Source organism: Streptomyces sp. AC550_RSS872 (genome assembly GCF_019049285.1).
Taxonomy (GTDB): domain Bacteria; phylum Actinomycetota; class Actinomycetes; order Streptomycetales; family Streptomycetaceae; genus Streptomyces.
This window is the reverse complement of the sequence record NZ_JAGMUL010000196.1, coordinates 25,405-41,565: the sequence shown is the minus strand read 5'-3', so window position 1 is coordinate 41,565 and position 16,161 is coordinate 25,405. Positions and strand designations below refer to the sequence as shown.

At 70.9% G+C, this 16,161-nt stretch carries 9 protein-coding genes; all 9 read left to right on the top strand.

The genetic code is table 11. The annotated features are described in order from the left end of the window. Window positions 1-13: 13 nt before the first annotated feature. Complete coding sequence (locus KUM44_RS41170; protein WP_217214886.1) at window positions 14-1,054, top strand: zinc-binding dehydrogenase; 1,041 nt, start codon at window positions 14-16, stop codon at window positions 1,052-1,054. Further along, window positions 1,024-2,367, top strand: a complete 1,344-nt coding sequence (locus tag KUM44_RS41165; protein WP_217214885.1) for an FAD-dependent oxidoreductase — start codon at window positions 1,024-1,026, stop codon at window positions 2,365-2,367. The genes KUM44_RS41170 and KUM44_RS41165 overlap by 31 nt, the downstream gene beginning before the upstream one ends. Window positions 2,368-2,375: 8 nt before the next feature. Further along, a complete protein-coding gene (locus tag KUM44_RS41160) occupies window positions 2,376-3,122 on the top strand; it encodes a class I SAM-dependent methyltransferase (protein WP_217214884.1) in 747 nt (248 codons plus the stop codon). After that, complete coding sequence (locus tag KUM44_RS41155; protein ID WP_217214883.1) at window positions 3,123-4,142, top strand: GNAT family N-acetyltransferase; 1,020 nt, start codon at window positions 3,123-3,125, stop codon at window positions 4,140-4,142. Between the two features lie 708 nt (window positions 4,143-4,850). Next, entirely contained in the window at window positions 4,851-5,558 is a 708-nt protein-coding gene (locus tag KUM44_RS41150; protein ID WP_217214882.1) for a DUF6230 family protein, read from the top strand. Then, window positions 5,555-5,929: a DUF6114 domain-containing protein gene (locus KUM44_RS41145; RefSeq protein WP_217214881.1), complete on the top strand. Its 375-nt coding sequence runs from the start codon at window positions 5,555-5,557 to the stop codon at window positions 5,927-5,929. The genes KUM44_RS41150 and KUM44_RS41145 overlap by 4 nt, the downstream gene beginning before the upstream one ends. Beyond that, the gene (locus KUM44_RS41140; protein ID WP_308402837.1) at window positions 5,889-7,181 is read left to right on the top strand and encodes an SDR family oxidoreductase; all 1,293 of its coding nucleotides are present in this window, start codon (window positions 5,889-5,891) and stop codon (window positions 7,179-7,181) included. Before KUM44_RS41145 ends, KUM44_RS41140 begins: the two co-directional genes overlap by 41 nt. Before the next feature lie 54 nt (window positions 7,182-7,235). Then, window positions 7,236-14,720: a type I polyketide synthase gene (locus tag KUM44_RS41135; RefSeq protein ID WP_254390853.1), complete on the top strand. Its 7,485-nt coding sequence runs from the start codon at window positions 7,236-7,238 to the stop codon at window positions 14,718-14,720. Next, window positions 14,717-15,967, top strand: coding sequence for a class I SAM-dependent methyltransferase (locus tag KUM44_RS41130; RefSeq protein ID WP_217214879.1), 1,251 nt, complete (start codon window positions 14,717-14,719; stop codon window positions 15,965-15,967). The genes KUM44_RS41135 and KUM44_RS41130 overlap by 4 nt, the downstream gene beginning before the upstream one ends. Window positions 15,968-16,161 lie beyond the last annotated feature (194 nt).

The window sequence follows — 16,161 nt, the reverse complement described above, 5'->3', positions numbered from 1 at the left end:
GACAGCGGGCGGTATGAAGGCGCTGCTGCGGGCGCCGGGCGGAGGTCCGGGGCTGGAGCTGGGCAGGGTCCCGGTCCCGGTACCGGCGGCGGGTGAGGTCCTCGTCCGTGTGCTGCGTACCGGGATCTGCGCCACCGACCTGCTGACCGAGGCTGGGGAGCCGTTCGGGTATCCGGTATACCGACGGCGAGTCGCGGGGCACGAGTTCGCCGGGATCGTCGAGGCAACCCCGCCGGGGGGCCCCGCAGTCGGGACACTCGTCAGTGGTGACGGGTACGTGGCCTGCGCGGCCTGCCGTCCGTGCCGGGCGGGCGACTGGCCGCTTTGTGCGCGCGCCGGCCGGCTCGGGTGGGAGCGGGACGGGGCCTTCGCCGAGTACGTGTCCCTGCCCGTACGGAACGTGTGGGCGCACCCGCCCGGCTCGGATGCGGACACGATCGTCCTCTTCGACCTGATGGGCAGCGCCGTGCGCGCCCTGACGGCCTCGCCGGTGGTGGCGCAGGACGTGCTGGTCACCGGCGCCGGGCCGACCGGGCTCCTGACGGTCGCGGTGGCCCGCCGCATCGGTGCCCGCCGGGTCGTGGTCATCGATCCTGATCCCGGCCGGCGAAAGCTCGCGGATCTCCTCGGCGCCCACTACGCCGTCGCTCCGTGCGACCGTCTGCCCGCCGATGCGCTCGCCTCGCATGGTGTCAGGGAGGGCTTCGCGTGCGTCGTGGAGACCTCCGGCGACCCCGCGATGATCCGGCTCGGCCTGGAGCAGGTGCGGCCGGGCGGCCGCGTCGCCGCCATCGGCATCGCTACCGGCCCGGTCGACATCGACTGGAACAGGGCCCTGCGACGCCCGGTCACGCTCCACAGTGTCGGCGGCCCTCGGACCGTCGACACATGGCGCATCGTTTCGTCACTGCTCGACGGCGGGCTGGACCCCACCCCCGCCATCACCCACCACTTCGGATACGAGGACTACGAGGCCGCGCTCGAAACCGCCCGCATGGGCGGGGCGGGCAAGGTCGTCCTGGAATGGAGCACCCCGTGCGCATCGCGGTCGTAGGAGCCGGCATCGCCGGGCTCACCACCGCCTGGCTGCTGGAACCCTCGCACGACGTCACGCTCTACGAGGCGGCCGAGCGGGTGGGCGGGCACGCGGACACCGTCACCGTGCCCACGGGCCACGGCGAGGTGCGGGTCGACCTCGGGGCGCAGTATGTGTCTCCGGCCGGGTTCCCCGTCCACGGCAGGCTGCTGGCCGCACTGGGAGTGGGGCCGGCGGACCTGGCCGATGCACCGGTGACGTTCACGATGTCGTCCTCCGGGGCGGCGGCTGCGACGCGCCGCAAAAGAATGCCTCTGATCGTCTCCCCGCACGCGCCCGACGAACTCGGGGGCAGCCGCACCCCGGTCACCGGACCTGCCTGGGACTCCCTGGGTACCTTCCTGGCCGCCGCAGCCGACTTCGCGGCGGCCGATGGCGACTGGACTGTCCCACTCGCCGACTTCCTCGACCCCCTGGCCCTGCCCGAGGAACACGTGCGGCAGATCATCTACCCGCTGATGGCCTACATCTCCAGTTGCGCGGACGCCCAGGCACCCGGGCTGTCGGTGCGCGCCGCGACGGCGTTCTTCCTCGCGCTCGCCCCGCAGGCCCCCGGCCATGCCCCGGTCTGGGCCAATGCCACCCGCGGCCTGGGCGAGACCGCCTCGCTGATCGCCGGGCAGTTGCGGCGCACGGAGATCCGGACCGGCTCCGGCGTCACCGCCCTCCGCCGCCTCGAAGGCGGTTACGAGGTCACCGACGCCGTCGGCGATGCGCGGACGGTGGACCGAGTGGTCCTCGCCCTGCCCGCATACGCCGCCTCACACCTGTTGGAACCGCTGGCCGGCCACGACGACGTCCGGCGGGCGATGAACGCCTTCCCCTACGCCCCTGTCACCGTTGCCGTGCACCGCGACGCCGCGTACATGCCCGCCGACCGGGCCCACTGGTCGACGGTCAACCTCGACAGCCACGACGGCCACACCGAGGCGTCCAACTGGTACGGCCCGGCCCTTGGACCGCCCGGCCAGCAGGTCTTCAAGAGCTGGACCACTCACCGCGGCCGACCCGAGGAGACGATCGCCGCCAGGGACTTCCTCCACCTCGTCCTGACCACCGATGCCGTCCGCGCCCGCGCCGTCCTGGACCTCCGTCAAGGGGAGGACGGCCTCTACTTCGCCGGCAGCCACCTCACCTACATCGACAGCCAGGAAGGCGCGGTCCGCTCCGCCGTGACCGTCGCGGAGCACCTCGGCTGCGACAGCCCGCGCCTCGCCGCACTCGCCACCCCCGTCGGAGACCTTGCTGCTGCCCCGGCAGGAACCCTGTGAAGGAAGCCATGACCAGCCAGTTCGACACCCTCCCCAGTACCTACGAGGACTTCACAGGCACCGCCTTCCGCACCCACCTGGAAACCCCGAGCGTCCTGACCGCCCTCGGCGACCTCCACGGCATGCGGGTCCTGGACCTGGGCTGCGGCTCCGGTGTCTACACCCGCCTGCTCAAACAGCATGGCGCCGCGCAGGCCACCGGACTGGACATCTCCGCCGGCATGATCAGCCACGCCCGCGCGCAGGAAGCCGCCGACTCAATCGGCGTCGACTACCTCGACGGCCCCCTCCCCGACCACCTGGCCGGCACCTTCGACCTCGTACTGGGCGTCTACGTCCTGCCCTACGCCACCACCCCCACCGAGCTCCGCGAACTGTGCGGCACCGTGGCCACGGCCCTGCGCCCCGGCGGCCGCTTCGTCACGCTGCCCGTCCACCCCGGCTTCCGCCCCGACGCCGTCTCCTACGCCCGCTACGGCTTCACCCTCGCCGCCGCCGAACCCCTCGCCGACGCGTCACCCGTCACCCTGCACCTACGCTTCGACGGCCACGACGACACCGTCACCGCCCGCTACTGGACCCGCGCCACGCTGGACGCCACGCTGCGCCGGACGGGCTTCGCCCCTCCCCGGTGGAGCGACCCCACCGTCACAGGCCAAGGCATCACGGCACACGGGGCGGACTACTGGCACGACTACCTCAGCCACCCCCACACCGCGATCATCGACTGCACCAAGGAAGGCGGTGACCTGTAGATGCTTCCCGCGCTCCAGACCCTCCAGTCCATCGCCGCCCCCGTCGACGTCCCCCTCACGATCGACGCCGTCACCGGCTGGGACGAGGCCGTGGCGGCGGCCCCCGTCTTCTACCAACGCCCCTTCCTCAAAGCCTTCGAGGACACCCCGCTGCATCCAGTCCTGCGCCACGCCTACCTCCACACCCCGCGGACGCACATCGCGGTGCCCGTCACCCTCCAGCACGGCATCGACCCCATGGGAGTCCTGGCCACCCACTTTCCCTCGGCCCGCGAGCAGCCCGTCCTGCTCAGCCATGTCTGGCACTGCTACGAAACCGTCCTGCCGGGAGCCGAGGCCCACCCCGAGGCCGCCGCGGCTGTACTCCGGAGCATGCGCGAGCTCGCCGACCACTGGGGCGCAGGCCACTTCGGCTTCGTCAACGTCCCCGCCGACAGCCCCACCGCCGCCGCCCTCGAACGACTCGGCATGACCCCCGTCCCGGCCGAGAACGGCCACGGCCTCACCCTCGCCCCGTTCCACGGACTGGACGACTACCTCGCCACCCTGGCGAGCAAGCCCCGCCGCAATCTCACCCACGACCTGCGCCGCGCTCAGGAAGCCGGGGTCGAGACCGAGATCCTGCCGCCGGCCAAGGCCGACCTCGACGGGTTCGTCGCACTCGCCCGCGCCACGGCAGCCAAGTACGGAAACGCGGACTACTACCGCCCAGGCATCTTCCAGGACTTCGTCCTGGCCCTGGGCGAGTGCGCCCGCATCATCGAGCTCCGCCGCGCGGGCCACCTGATCGCCTCGGCCATCACCCTCCTCGACCAGCACCGCTACCACTTCTGGTGCGTGGGCGTGGACTACGCGGCGGCACCAGGCTTCAGCCCCTTCTACACCGTGTTCGCCGACGTCATGCGGGACGCCATCGCCTCCGGACGGGGCCGCCTCGAACTGGGGCGGCGCAATCCCGACTTCAAACGCCGCTACGGCTTCCAGGCCACACCCCTCTGCGCGTACATCGCAGCTGTCTGACCCGACCTGAGCACGCCGAAGCCGGGGCATGCGCCGTTCGCCCTGGTCACGACGTTGCTGAGGTGCTTGTCGGTCGGGGTGGACTTACGGGCTGCCACGCGATTGATCTTGGTCACGTCTGGCGACATACGGAAGGCCGCGCGAGTTGTCTGGGTTGTGAAGATCAAATTGGATCCGACGATTCCGGCCAGTAGCGCCGTGAGTGGGAGTGCGATGTCGACCCAAGGGTCGCGGATCGGCTTGTAGATGGCGACGCCGTCCTTGATCTCAATGAAGCCGAGGGGCCTGGCCTCGGCTCCGCCACCTCCGCCTTCGCCCGTTGGGGCAGGTGTTAGACGCGGCCGAGGGGATGGTCCGAGCCGCCTTCCAGGAGGAGGCTGGGGGCCTGGGCTCCATCCGCCCTAGACTTCGCCGCTGCGGCGTTCATGGTGCTCCGCCCCTGCACCGCGCCCGATACACAGACTCCCGAACCGGCAGTGGAGGGTGTGGCCGGGTCGGCAACCAGAAGACCCGTACCCGACGTCGCTGGTGGGCGGCTGGGTCGTTGATCTCAGGTGAGGTGCCGGGCCGGGAGGGATCTGGCCCGACGGCAGCGCGAAGATCGGTTCGCGGGCCGATGGGGAGCGGTGCGCGGGTCACCGGCGGTTGGCCTGGTTTCCAGGGCATCCGCAACCAGGCCAACCGCCAACGCCATCTCCACGGCGGCCGGTGGTCGATAGCAACGCCGACGAGTCCCTCGTTCTGGTGGCGTTGCGCGTTTCCTGCTGCCGGATCACAGCACCGGACGTTCGCCATGGTGCGATGAAAGATATGGCCGCGCCGATGGCGCAACAGACTGCTGCTCCTTTCGAAGGGCGCACTCGCCGGTGGCGCTTCCTGGCCGCTGCGGCTCCGACTGCTGCGGCCGCGGTGGCATTGGTGATGAGCGGTGGCTCGGGGGCGATCGCGGTCGCCTTCGCGGGCAGGCTGCCCCTGGCGATCAGTGTGGAAAAGGCCGAGCTGGCGGGCGTGTCGGCCAGCCCTGGTGCCACGGAGGGCGCGGGGGTCGAGCCCGCGCTGCTCACCGATGCGGGACATGCGGTGCTCAAGCATGCCTGCGCCAAGTCCACCGTGTCGCTGCCGGTGCTCGGAGAGATGACGTTGACCATCGGCATCCGGCGAGTCACCGCCTCCTCCCTGAAAGTGCAAGCGGGCGCTGTGACCGTGGACAAGCTGTCCATCGACAAGGCCAGGCTGCGGGTGCCGGTGTCTGCTGGTGAAGGCGGCCTGTTCCAGTTGGCCATCGACAAGGCTTCCGGGGAGCGGCTCGTGGTACGCCCGCGGGCGTTCGCCGTGGGCACGATCATCACCGAAGGCGTCGTCGTCGACGCCAGGCGCGGTGAGCACGACTGCACCTTCCCTGGCTCCTCGTCATGAGGATCCCGTACCCCCGCTGCGCCCACGTCAGGGGCCGGTGGCGCCGGTGGCGTCGTACGCGGCCGTTCTACGCCGGGCTGCTGATGCTGGCGGGGAGCATCACGCTGGTTGCCTTGTCCTGGTCCGGTATCGGCTTGCTGCCGTTCACCGGCCCGTCCGGGGCCGCGGCCTGGATCATCAGCTCCATGCTCGCCGTGGCGGGCCTGACAACCTGGGCCGATGGCGCGCGCCGCTACTTCACCGGAACCCTGGCCATCGTGCTGGCACTGTGCAGCCTGGTCGCCGTCAACCTGGGCGGACTGCTGTTGGGCTTTCTCCTTGCTGCCACGGGTGGCTGCCTCGCGCTCTCCTGGGCCCCGCACAGGCGCTGACAGCGCCCGTGCACGACCCCAGCCGCGCCCCGGAACACCGTTTCAGCGCATCCGGTGGTTTGAAGTGCAGCGGCCGTGCCTGGGCCTCTTTGGGCATTTAGCGTTTCCGTTCTGCATAGCGGGACGTCGAACAACCTCACTCGGTCCAACCTCACTCGGTCGCAGGGAGTTGTCAGTGTCAGTGGCTGTCACAGGTGCCACAGGCTTTCTCGGGCTCCACCTAGTGCGGGAGTTGCTCCGGCACCACAACCGAGTTCTGCTGCTGTCCCGCAGAAACACCGTCCCCGCGGAAGAGCGAGTGACCCGGTTCCTCCAGGCGTCAGGAGTGACGGACACGCGGCTCCTAGAGCTGACCCCGCGCTTGACGTCCGTCGACATCGATGTGCGGGTGCCGCAACTCGGGCTCGGCGATGCGGCGTTCCAGCAGCTTGCCGACCGTATCGACGTGCTGTGGCACTGCGCCGGGAACATCTCCTTCTCCGACTGTGACGAGGATGTATGGCGCACCAACGTCGACGGCATGCGGCATGTCCTCGCCCTCGTCTCTGCCGGAAGGCGCGAACCCCTGGTGTGCCATGTGAGCACCGTCGCTGTCGCGGGCGGACGCCGCCACGGCACGGTCCGCGAAGAGGAGCTGGACGCGTCGCACGGCTTTCAGACGCTGTACGAACGCTCCAAGTACGAGGCCGAGGTCCTGCTGCGCCGCTGGGTGCGCTTGCACGGCGGCCGGGCCGCGGTCTTCCGGCCCAGTGGATTGATCACTCATCATCCCACTTATCCGGGACGGCCCCGGCACCTGCTGCAGATGGCTGCGGAAGCATGCGCCGCCGGACTGCGGATGTTCCCGGAGCTGGCCGCTCCAGACGGCAGTCTGCGTGTCCCGGCCGCTGAGGGGGCGCAGACCAACATGCTGCCGGTGGAGCACGCGGCGTTCGCCATGGTGGAGGCCGTGCGTCGCCGTCCTCCCCGGGACATCGACACCTATCACGTGGTCAACTCCCGCAACACACCGATGACCGAGGTGGCGGCTGCGATCGCCGGGCATCTCGATACCCCCGAGGTGCATCTGGACCCGCGGCCCGGACCACCTGTATCGCCCGCCGTCCAAGCCGTCAGCCGGGAGTTCGGCATGTACACGCGCTGGCTCCAGGTGACGCGACGGTACGACGACACCAACCTGGCCGCTCTGGGCCTTTCCTACCCCGGGCGCCCGACAGTCGACAGGGATTACCTCCGGGACTGTCTGCGCTAGTCCCCCCGCACGCCACGCCCACGCCCCCACCTGTCCGATGCAAGGAGCACCGCTATGTCCGAGCGCCCTTCCGCGTCCCACGACATGCCCATCGCTCTCATCGGTGCGGCCTGTCGCCTGCCCGGCGGGATCTCCTCTCCGGCCGCGCTGTGGACCGCGCTGGCCGAGCAGCGGGATCTCGTCACCGAGATCCCACCCGACCGTTTCGACAGCTCCCGATACGTCGAGCCCGGCCGTGAACGAGCGGGCAGGTCCTACACCGCTGCCGGTGCCTTCCTCACCGACTTCAGCGGCTTCGACGCCGACTACTTCGGTATCGCGCCACGGGAGGCGAGCCGGATGGATCCTCAGCAGCGCCTGCTGCTGGAGATGGCCGTCGAGGCGCTCGACGACGCCGGTGTGGCCCCGTCCACGCTCGCCGGCTCGGACGCGGCGGTCTACGTCGGCTGTGCGGGCTCGCCGTACACCGGCCTCGTGACGAAGCTCCCGCTCCGCGAGATCGACGCCTACACCATGTCCGGCTTGGCAGCGGGCAACACCGCCAACCGGCTGTCCCACTTCTTCGACCTGCGCGGCCCCAGCGCCATGATCGATACGGCCTGTTCCTCCGCCCTGGTCGCGCTGCACCATGCCTGCGAGACCTTGCGGAGCGGCCGCAGCCGACTGGCGATGGCCGCGGGCATCAGCCTCCTGCTCAACCCCGAGCCGTACGTCGGCTTCTCCAAGGCGTCGATGCTCTCTCCCACCGGCCGCTGCCGGGCCTTCTCCGCCGAGGCGGACGGCTTCGTACGGGCTGAAGGCGGCGGGCTGGTGGTACTCAAGCCTCTGGTGGACGCGGTGGCGGACGGAGACCGCGTCCACGCGGTGATCCTCGCCAGCGCCACCAACACCGACGGCCGCACCGCCGGACTGGCGCTGCCCAGCGCCCAGGCCCAGGAGGCTCTGCTGCGCCAGGTGTACGCGGACGCGGGTATCAGGGCCGAGGAGCTGGCCTACTTCGAGGCTCACGGCACCGGCACGCCCGTGGGCGACCCCACGGAATGCGAGGCCATCGGCCGGGCCCTGACCGCGTCCCGCCCGCACACGCCCCTGGCCATCGGATCCGTCAAGAGCAACCTGGGACACCTGGAGGCGGCCTCGGGCATCGCGGGCCTGCTGAAGGCATGCCTGGTGCTGCGGCACCGGAGGATCCCCGCCACCTTGCACGCGGAGCCGCTCAACACACGGATCGACTTCGCCGGCCTGGGCCTGGAGCCATCGGTGCGCCCCCGGCCGCTGCCGCGGACCGGCGGCCGGGACGTGGTGGGGGTCAACTGCTTCGGCTTCGGCGGTGTCAACGCCCACGTGATCCTCGGCCCGCCGCCGGCTCCCCCCGCACCCCCGCAACGCGCCACCAGGACGCTGCCGCTGATGGTCTCGGCACGCTCGGAGGAGGCACTGAGCGCCGCGGTCCGGCGCACGGCGGACCATCTCGACACCGTCGACGCCGAAGACTTCTACGACACCGCCTACACGTCGTGCCTGCGCCGCGGCCACCACCCGCACCGCGTCGCCGTACTCGCCGAGACGCCCGCCAACGCCGCCGCAGAACTCCGTCAGTGGTCGCCGGCCCCGGTACCCGAGCCCACCACACCGTCGCCGTCCACGAACGGCAGGGCGGTATTCGCGTTCTCCGGCAACGGCTCGCCGTGGCCTGGCATGGGCGCCGACCTGCTGGAGTCCGAGCCCGTCTTCCGGGAGGCCGTCGAGGAGGCCGACGCCGCGCTTGCCCCGCAGCTCGGCTGGTCGGTCACCGGAGAACTGGCCACGCCGGGCGGGCCCGGACGGTGGTCGCTGACGGAGGTGGCGCAGCCGGTTCTCTTCGCCGTGCAGGTGGCACTGGTCGCGCTGCTGGCCGACCGGGGAGTGCGTCCGGCCGCGGTACTGGGACACAGCGTCGGCGAGATCGCCGCCGCCCATGCGGCCGGCGCACTCGACCTGGCCTCCGCCGCCCGGATCGTGGTCGCCCGCAGCCGGGTTCAAGCCACGACGGCCGGCACCGGTGCCATGGCGGCAGTGGGCCTGCCGGAGGCCGACGTCCGCGAGGCCCTGACTCCGTACGGAGATCTCCTTGAGATCGCGGCCGTCAACAGCGCACGGGACGTCACGGTCAGTGGCGACCGCACCGCTCTGGAAAAGCTGGGCCGCGAACTGGAAGCCCGCGACGTCTTCTTCCGTCTGCTCGACATCGACTATCCCTTCCACAGCCGGGCCATGGATCCGCTCGCCGCACCCCTGCACGAGGCCCTGACCGGCCTGCGGACCGCCATGCCACGCCTGCCCTTCGCCTCCACGGTCACCGGACAGCTGCTGGGACCCGCCCAAGTCCGCGAAACGGAAGCAGCCCTGGACGCCGCGTACTGGTGGCGCAACGTCCGCGAGCCGGTTCTCTTCTCCAGGGCGGCCGAACTCCTCCTGGCCGACGGCTACGACGCGGTGGTGGAGATCGGACCGCACCCGGTCCTGCGCGGCTATCTCCGGCAGCTGGCCAAAGCGGCGAAGAAGCCGGCGTCCGTCATCCCCACCCTCATCCGCGACCGCCCCGGTACCGCCGCCGTGAACACCGCGGTCACGGCCGTGATCGCCGCCGGCGCCTGGGACCCAGCCGTCTTCTTCCCCGCCCCGGGCCAGGTGACCGACCTCCCGGCCTACCCGTGGCAGCGCGAGCCCTACACCTTGGGCTCCTCCCACACCTGGTCGCGCACCTGCGGTGACGGCACTCTCGAGCACCCGCTGCTCGGCGAGCGCGCCGCCGCCCTCGAGCCGAGCTGGCACCACCAGCTGGACCCGGCACGCCTGCCCTGGCTCGCCGACCACAAGGTGGACGGCACTGTCCTCATGCCCGCCGCCGGTTACACCGAAATGGCCCTGGCCGCCGGGCGATGCGTCTTCAACGCACCGGTGGAGGTCACCGCGCTGTCCTTCCAGGCACTCGCGCTGCCCTGGGAGGACAAGGACATGAACATCTGGCTGCAGACGTCCCTGTCGGACGAGGACGGTGTGCTGCGCGTCGCCGCCCGTACCGGCGACACCAGGCCATGGCAGGCCCACGCCCGCGCTCAGGTCCGCCGCCTGCTGCGCCGCCGCCCGGAACCGCTCGACATCGACGGGCTACGTGCGGGCCGGCCCAAGCGCATCGAGGCACGCGAGCTGTACACGGGCGCGGCGCGGCAGGGACTGGCCTATGGTCCGGCCTTCCGGGTGCTGGACCACATCCTTGCCGGCGACGGAGAGGCGGTTGCCCGCTACTGCGCCGAGGGTCTGGCCCTCGACGGCTATCAGGCGCATCCCGTTCTTCTGGACGCCGCCCTTCAGGCGGGAGCACCATTGATCGCCTCGGCCGCCGGCAGCCGCCGGTTCCTGCCCGCCGGTATCGACACCGTGCGCTCCTGGGGCCCCCTGACGGCCACCGGCCATGTGCATGTACGCACACGCGAGGCCGATGCCCATGAAGTCGTCTGGGACATCACGATGACCGACGACGCGGGCGTGGTCACCATGGAGCTCACCGGATGCCGTCTACGGCCGTTCGATGCCGCCAACCGTCCTGCCCTGTCCACGCACGTGACGGAGTTGCGGGCCGCCCTCCGCTCCGGCTCGGTTACCGGGCACTTCACCCCACCCAGCCCGGCTGAGCTGCCCGCCCCCGACTTCCGCCTGTCCGAACAGGAGGCCGAGCGCCTGGCCTTGAGCTCCAGGAACATCGGCGAGCTGACGGCCCACTTCGCGGCCAAGGCCATCGCCGACATCACTGCGCCGGATGAGCCATACACCGTCGAGAGCCTGCGGGCGGCAGGCGTCCGTCCCGTCTACGGCAGACTCCTCGCTCACCTGCTTGTCCTGGCCGAGGAATACGGGCTTGCCCGGGGCGAGGGCGACTTCCTCACCGGCAGCCCATGGATGCTGACGGGGCAGGCCCGCCCGGAGGACGTGTTCCGGCGCCTGGCGGAGGCGGAGCCGCGGAGCGCCACGGACCTTGCCGCCTACGGCATGTGCGGGCGCCATTTGGCCGATGTACTCCGAGGGCGCCACGATCCGCAGGAGCTGCTCTTCTCCGAATCGGGCCGCCACATCACCGAGGAGATGTACGCCAACGCGCCCGTCACCCGCGCCTCCAACCGGGCCACCGGCACCTGGGTGCGCGCCCTGTGCGACGCGTGGCCCGCCGACCGTCCGCTGCGTGTTCTGGAAGTGGGCGCCGGCACCGGCGGGACGACCAGGTCCGTCCTGCCCGTGCTGCCACGTGAGCGCACCCAGTACGTGTTCACCGACGTCTCACCCGCGTTCTTCCCCCGGGCCCAGGCACGCTTCGCCGACCACAACTTCGTCGAGTACCGGACACTGGACCTGAACCGCTCACCGGAGGAACAAGGACTGTGCGAGGCGTCCTTCGACCTCGTCATCGCGGCCAACGTCCTGCACGCGACCGAGGACGTGCGGCAGTCCCTGGAGCGGATCGCGTATCTGCTCGCGGACGGTGGACACCTCCTGGCCCAGGAGGCGCACGACATCAATGCCACGGCACTGGTCTTCGGTCTGCTGGACAGCTTCTGGAAGAACACGGACACACAGGAGCGTCCCATGGGACCGTTCCTGACACCCGGGCGCTGGGACGCATTGCTGGGGCGATGCGGACTGTCCCGTACGGCATGGCACGTCCTCGACGGCGACCGCGGACCCGGAATCTCCGTCTTCGCCGCGCAGCGCGAGGCCAGGACCCAGGCGATCCCCGGACCGCCCGAACCGTCCGCCGGCCACGGCCGCTCATGGATCATCGTCGCGGAGCCCTCCTGCCGCCTCGCGCCCGCCCTGGGCGACTCCCTCACCAAGGCCGGCGCCTCAAGCGTGCGCACCACCGGACTGGACGTCACCCCCGACACCTGGACCCACCTGCTGTCCGACGCTCCGGCCGGGATCGTCCTCCTCGCCGACACCCTCACCACCGGCACGGAGCACCAAGCACCAAGGCCAAGCGCCCGGTCGGTCATGGCGCGCACCATGCGGTACGGGGCGGTACTGCGCTCCCTTGACACTGCCTGCGCCCAGCTCCCCACCACGGCAGCCCCCTCCCTGTGGGTCGTCGCCCCCGGCAACGGCACCCCGGAGCCCGCCACCCTGCCGGCCGCGGCGGTGTGGGGCATGACGCGCTCACTCGCCAACGACCGGCCTCAACTGTCGGTGCGCCGCCTGGCAGCGGACTGGGCGGAGGGCGCGTACGGCAGCACTGCCGACTGCCTCGTACGCGAACTGCTCGACCCGTGCGACGAGGACGAGATCGTCCTCACCCGCAGCGGCCGCTTCGTCCCCCGTGTCATGGAACGACGGCCGGTGACCAAGGACCCCGGACAGTCCCCCTACGCCTTGCGCGTCAGCACGCCCGGCCCCGCCTACCGCCTGGCATGGCGACCGGTTCCCCCAGCACCCGCCCCGGGGCCCGACGAGGTGACCATCGAGGTACGCGCCGGCGCGCTCAACTACCGCGATGTCATGCAGGCACAGGCCCTGCTGCCGCCCCAGCCGTCCCTCGACGGCGAGGACGAGCACCCCTCCGGCTACGAGTGCGCCGGCGTCGTGACCGCTGTCGGCGACGGCGTCACCTCGGTCGCGCCGGGCGATCACGTGTACGCCGTCGCCCCTGGGGCGTTCGGATCCCACACGACTACGCACCAAGCACTCGTCGGCCCGATGCCTGCCGACATGGACTTCGCCCAGGCGGCGACGCTGCCCATCGCCTTCCTGACCGTCCACCACAGCCTCGGCCACCTCGCTCGGCTGGCGCCCGGAGAGACGCTGCTGGTGCACGGCGCGGCCGGCGGCGTCGGCCTGGCAGCCCTGCGGTACGCCCGCCTCCGCGGCGCCGAGGTCATCGCCACAGCCGGCACCGAGCACAAGCGCAACCTGCTGCGCCTGCTGGGGGTCCGGCACGTCGCGGACTCGCGCAGCCTCCACTTCGCCGAGGAGGTCCTCGACGCCACCTCGGGCCGCGGCGTCGATGTCGTGCTCAACTCCCTGAGTGGAGAGGCCATGGCCCGCAGCATGGAAGTGCTGCGCACCGGCGGACGCTTCGTCGAGCTGGGCAAGCGCGACTTCCACGCCAATGAACGCCTGCTGCTACGCCCCTTCCTGCGCGGCTTGAGTCTTTTCGCCGTCGACATCAAAGAGACCTTCATGGCCAACCCCCAGGAGGCGGCCGAGCGATTCCGCGAAGTGACAGAACTCATCTCCGCCGGCGACTTCCGCCCGCTGCTCCACCAGGTCCGGCCTGCCGAGGAGGCCGAAGAGGCCTTCCACTCGATGCGGCACTCACGCCACATCGGCAAGATCATCCTTGCCTTCGGCGAACGCCCCAGGGTCGAACCGCACCCCGAAGTTGCCCCGCTCAGCCCGGACGGCACCTACCTCGTCACCGGAGGGCTCAGCGGCCTGGGCGCGGCTACCGCCTGCCGGCTCGTCGACCACGGAGCCCGCCGCCTCGCTCTGGTCGGCCGCCGTGGCGTGAACACCCCAGGAGCTCCGGAACTGCTGGAGGGCCTCCGCGCGACCGGTGCCGAGGTCACCGTCCACGCGGCCGACGTCAGCGACGCCGGCGCCATGCGCGCCGTGTTCGACGCCGCGGACGCCGCCGGACACCCGGTGCGCGGCGTCGTGCACGCCGCCATGCACCTGGACGACGCCGCGCTGGCCGACCTCGACGAGGCCCGGATCAGGGCCGTCCTGGCTCCCAAGGTGCAGGGCGCCCTGAATCTGGACGCACTGACCCGCGATCGTCCGCTGGACCTGTTCGTGCTCTGCTCCTCTGCGTCCGCACTCGTCGGGAACGCGCTCCAAGCCCCGTACGCAGCCGCCAACCTGGCCCTCGAGTCATTGGCCCGTACGCGACGACAGCAAGGTGTTCGTGCCCTTGCGGTCGCGTGGTCCGCCATCGGTGACACCGGATACGTCGCGCGTCTACAGGCACAGGAGGTCATGGAACGCCGGGGCTTGGCCACCATGACCGTGAGGGAGGCATGCAGCCTCCTGGACAGCCTCCTCATGGCCGACGTGCCGGTCGCCGTGGCCGGCCGCACCGACTGGGACCGGCTGGTCACCACGCTGCCGGCCGCCCGGAAGCCGCGCTTCACATTCCTGCTGCACCCGTCCGAGGACGTCGCCGGCTACGGCGCGGAGGAGTTCCGCCGCCTGCTGGCCGCCGCGTCACCGGAGGAGGCCCATGCACTCACCGTCCAGGCACTGACCGAGCTGATCGCGACCGTCCTGCAGACCGCACCCGACCGGATTTCCGCCGAACGGGGCCTCGACGAACTGGGCATGGACTCCCTCATGGCCACCGAGCTGATGGTGGCCGTGCGCAAGCACTTCGGCTGCGACATCTCCGCCGTGGAGGTGTCCTCCAGGCCCACGATCACCGACCTGGCGGATCTGATCCTCACCCGGGCCGACCGCCGACAGGAGCCGGCGCCCTCCCGGCCCGAGGCCCTCCCTCCGGTGGTGTCGCCATGACGGACCCGCACAGCCTGGCGGCACGGGCGGTCACCGCCCTGGAACGCACCACCGGAGTCCTCCCGGAATTCGGCCTGTGTCTGTGGGACGGCAGCTCGGCCGGGCCCCGAACCCCGGCGGTGGTCCTGCCCTCTCCACGAGCCTGGCGCCGGCTCCTGCACCGCCCCGGACGCCTGGCAGCCGCACGGGCGTTCATCGCCGGAGAGATGGCCATCGAAGGAGACCTGACAGAACTCCTGCACAGCGCCGTCCCCTTGGCACTCGCCGCGACACCTGGCGCTTTGGCCCGCCGGCTTCCGCGTGCCGTCGCCGGAGCAGCGGAGCTCCTGAGCCTGGCCGTGCGCGCGGGTGCCTTGGGCCGGACCCCGCCCCGCCCTCGTCGCGAGGTACGCCGCCACCTGCGTGGACTCGACGCCGTACGCCACCACTACGACGCCGGTAACGGCCTCTATGAGGTGATCCTCGGCCCGACCATGGCCTACTCGTGCGCCTACTGGCCCGTATCCACAGGAGGGACGGCGACTCTGGACCGGGCTCAGCGGGAGAAACTCGACCTGATCTGCCGCAGACTGCGACTGCGGCCGGGTATGCGCCTGCTGGACATCGGCTGCGGCTGGGGCGCCCTGCTCTCACACGCCACAGAGCACTACGGAGTCCGCGCGGTCGGCGTGACCCCGGCTCGCGAACAGGCTGCCTACGTGGCTGCCCGCCTCACCCGCGAGGGCCTGTCCGACCGAGCCGAAGTACGGTGCTGCGGCTACCAGGACGTAGCCGACGGTCCCTACGACGCGATTGCCAGTGTGGAGGTGACTCAGCACCTGGGCCGCCGGGAGTTCAGCGCATACGGCAGCCGTCTGCATCACCTCCTGGCCCCCGGCGGCAGGGTGCTGGCCCACGACGTCCATGTCACCCCCGAGGGCCTGCCCTGGCGGCGCGACCCGGTGATCCTGCGTTATGTCTTCCCCGAGCTCAACCTCCGGCTCCTCAGCGAGAACGTCCGGTGCCTGGAGACCGCCGGCCTGGAAGTGGAGCAAGTCCACGACCTGCGTCCGCACTTCGCCCATACCTTTCGCGCCTGGCTGGCCAACCTCGAAGCCGGCTGGGACAACGCGGTGGAACACGTCGGCGAAGAACGCGCTCGCTCCTGGCGCCTGTTTCTGGCACTGGGCGCCGTTGGATGGGAAAGAGGCTGGATTGGGGCGACCCACACCGTGGCCACTCGTCGCGACCACCCTCAAAAACGATGACAAGGAACGGCCACAGCCATCCGGCCAGCGGAACCTATGGCTGAACTCCTTTCGTGTCGTCTCGACCTCGGCGTTCGCGCGCGCAGCCTTAACCGATCATGTCACTTGGGGTATTCGATAGCTTGCCGTAGTGGAGCGTTGCACGGCTAGTGCCGGATGAGCTGGGGGTTGTTCCAGCGGGTGGTGCCGAAGGC

Coding starts and splice junctions, on each gene's coding strand:
- KUM44_RS41170 (WP_217214886.1), top strand. CDS start 14: ATGAAGGCGCTGCTGCGGGCGCCGGGCGGAGGTCCGGGGCTGGAGCTG.
- KUM44_RS41165 (WP_217214885.1), top strand. CDS start 1,024: ATGGAGCACCCCGTGCGCATCGCGGTCGTAGGAGCCGGCATCGCCGGG.
- KUM44_RS41160 (WP_217214884.1), top strand. CDS start 2,376: ATGACCAGCCAGTTCGACACCCTCCCCAGTACCTACGAGGACTTCACA.
- KUM44_RS41155 (WP_217214883.1), top strand. CDS start 3,123: ATGCTTCCCGCGCTCCAGACCCTCCAGTCCATCGCCGCCCCCGTCGAC.
- KUM44_RS41145 (WP_217214881.1), top strand. CDS start 5,555: ATGAGGATCCCGTACCCCCGCTGCGCCCACGTCAGGGGCCGGTGGCGC.
- KUM44_RS41135 (WP_254390853.1), top strand. CDS start 7,236: ATGTCCGAGCGCCCTTCCGCGTCCCACGACATGCCCATCGCTCTCATC.
- KUM44_RS41130 (WP_217214879.1), top strand. CDS start 14,717: ATGACGGACCCGCACAGCCTGGCGGCACGGGCGGTCACCGCCCTGGAA.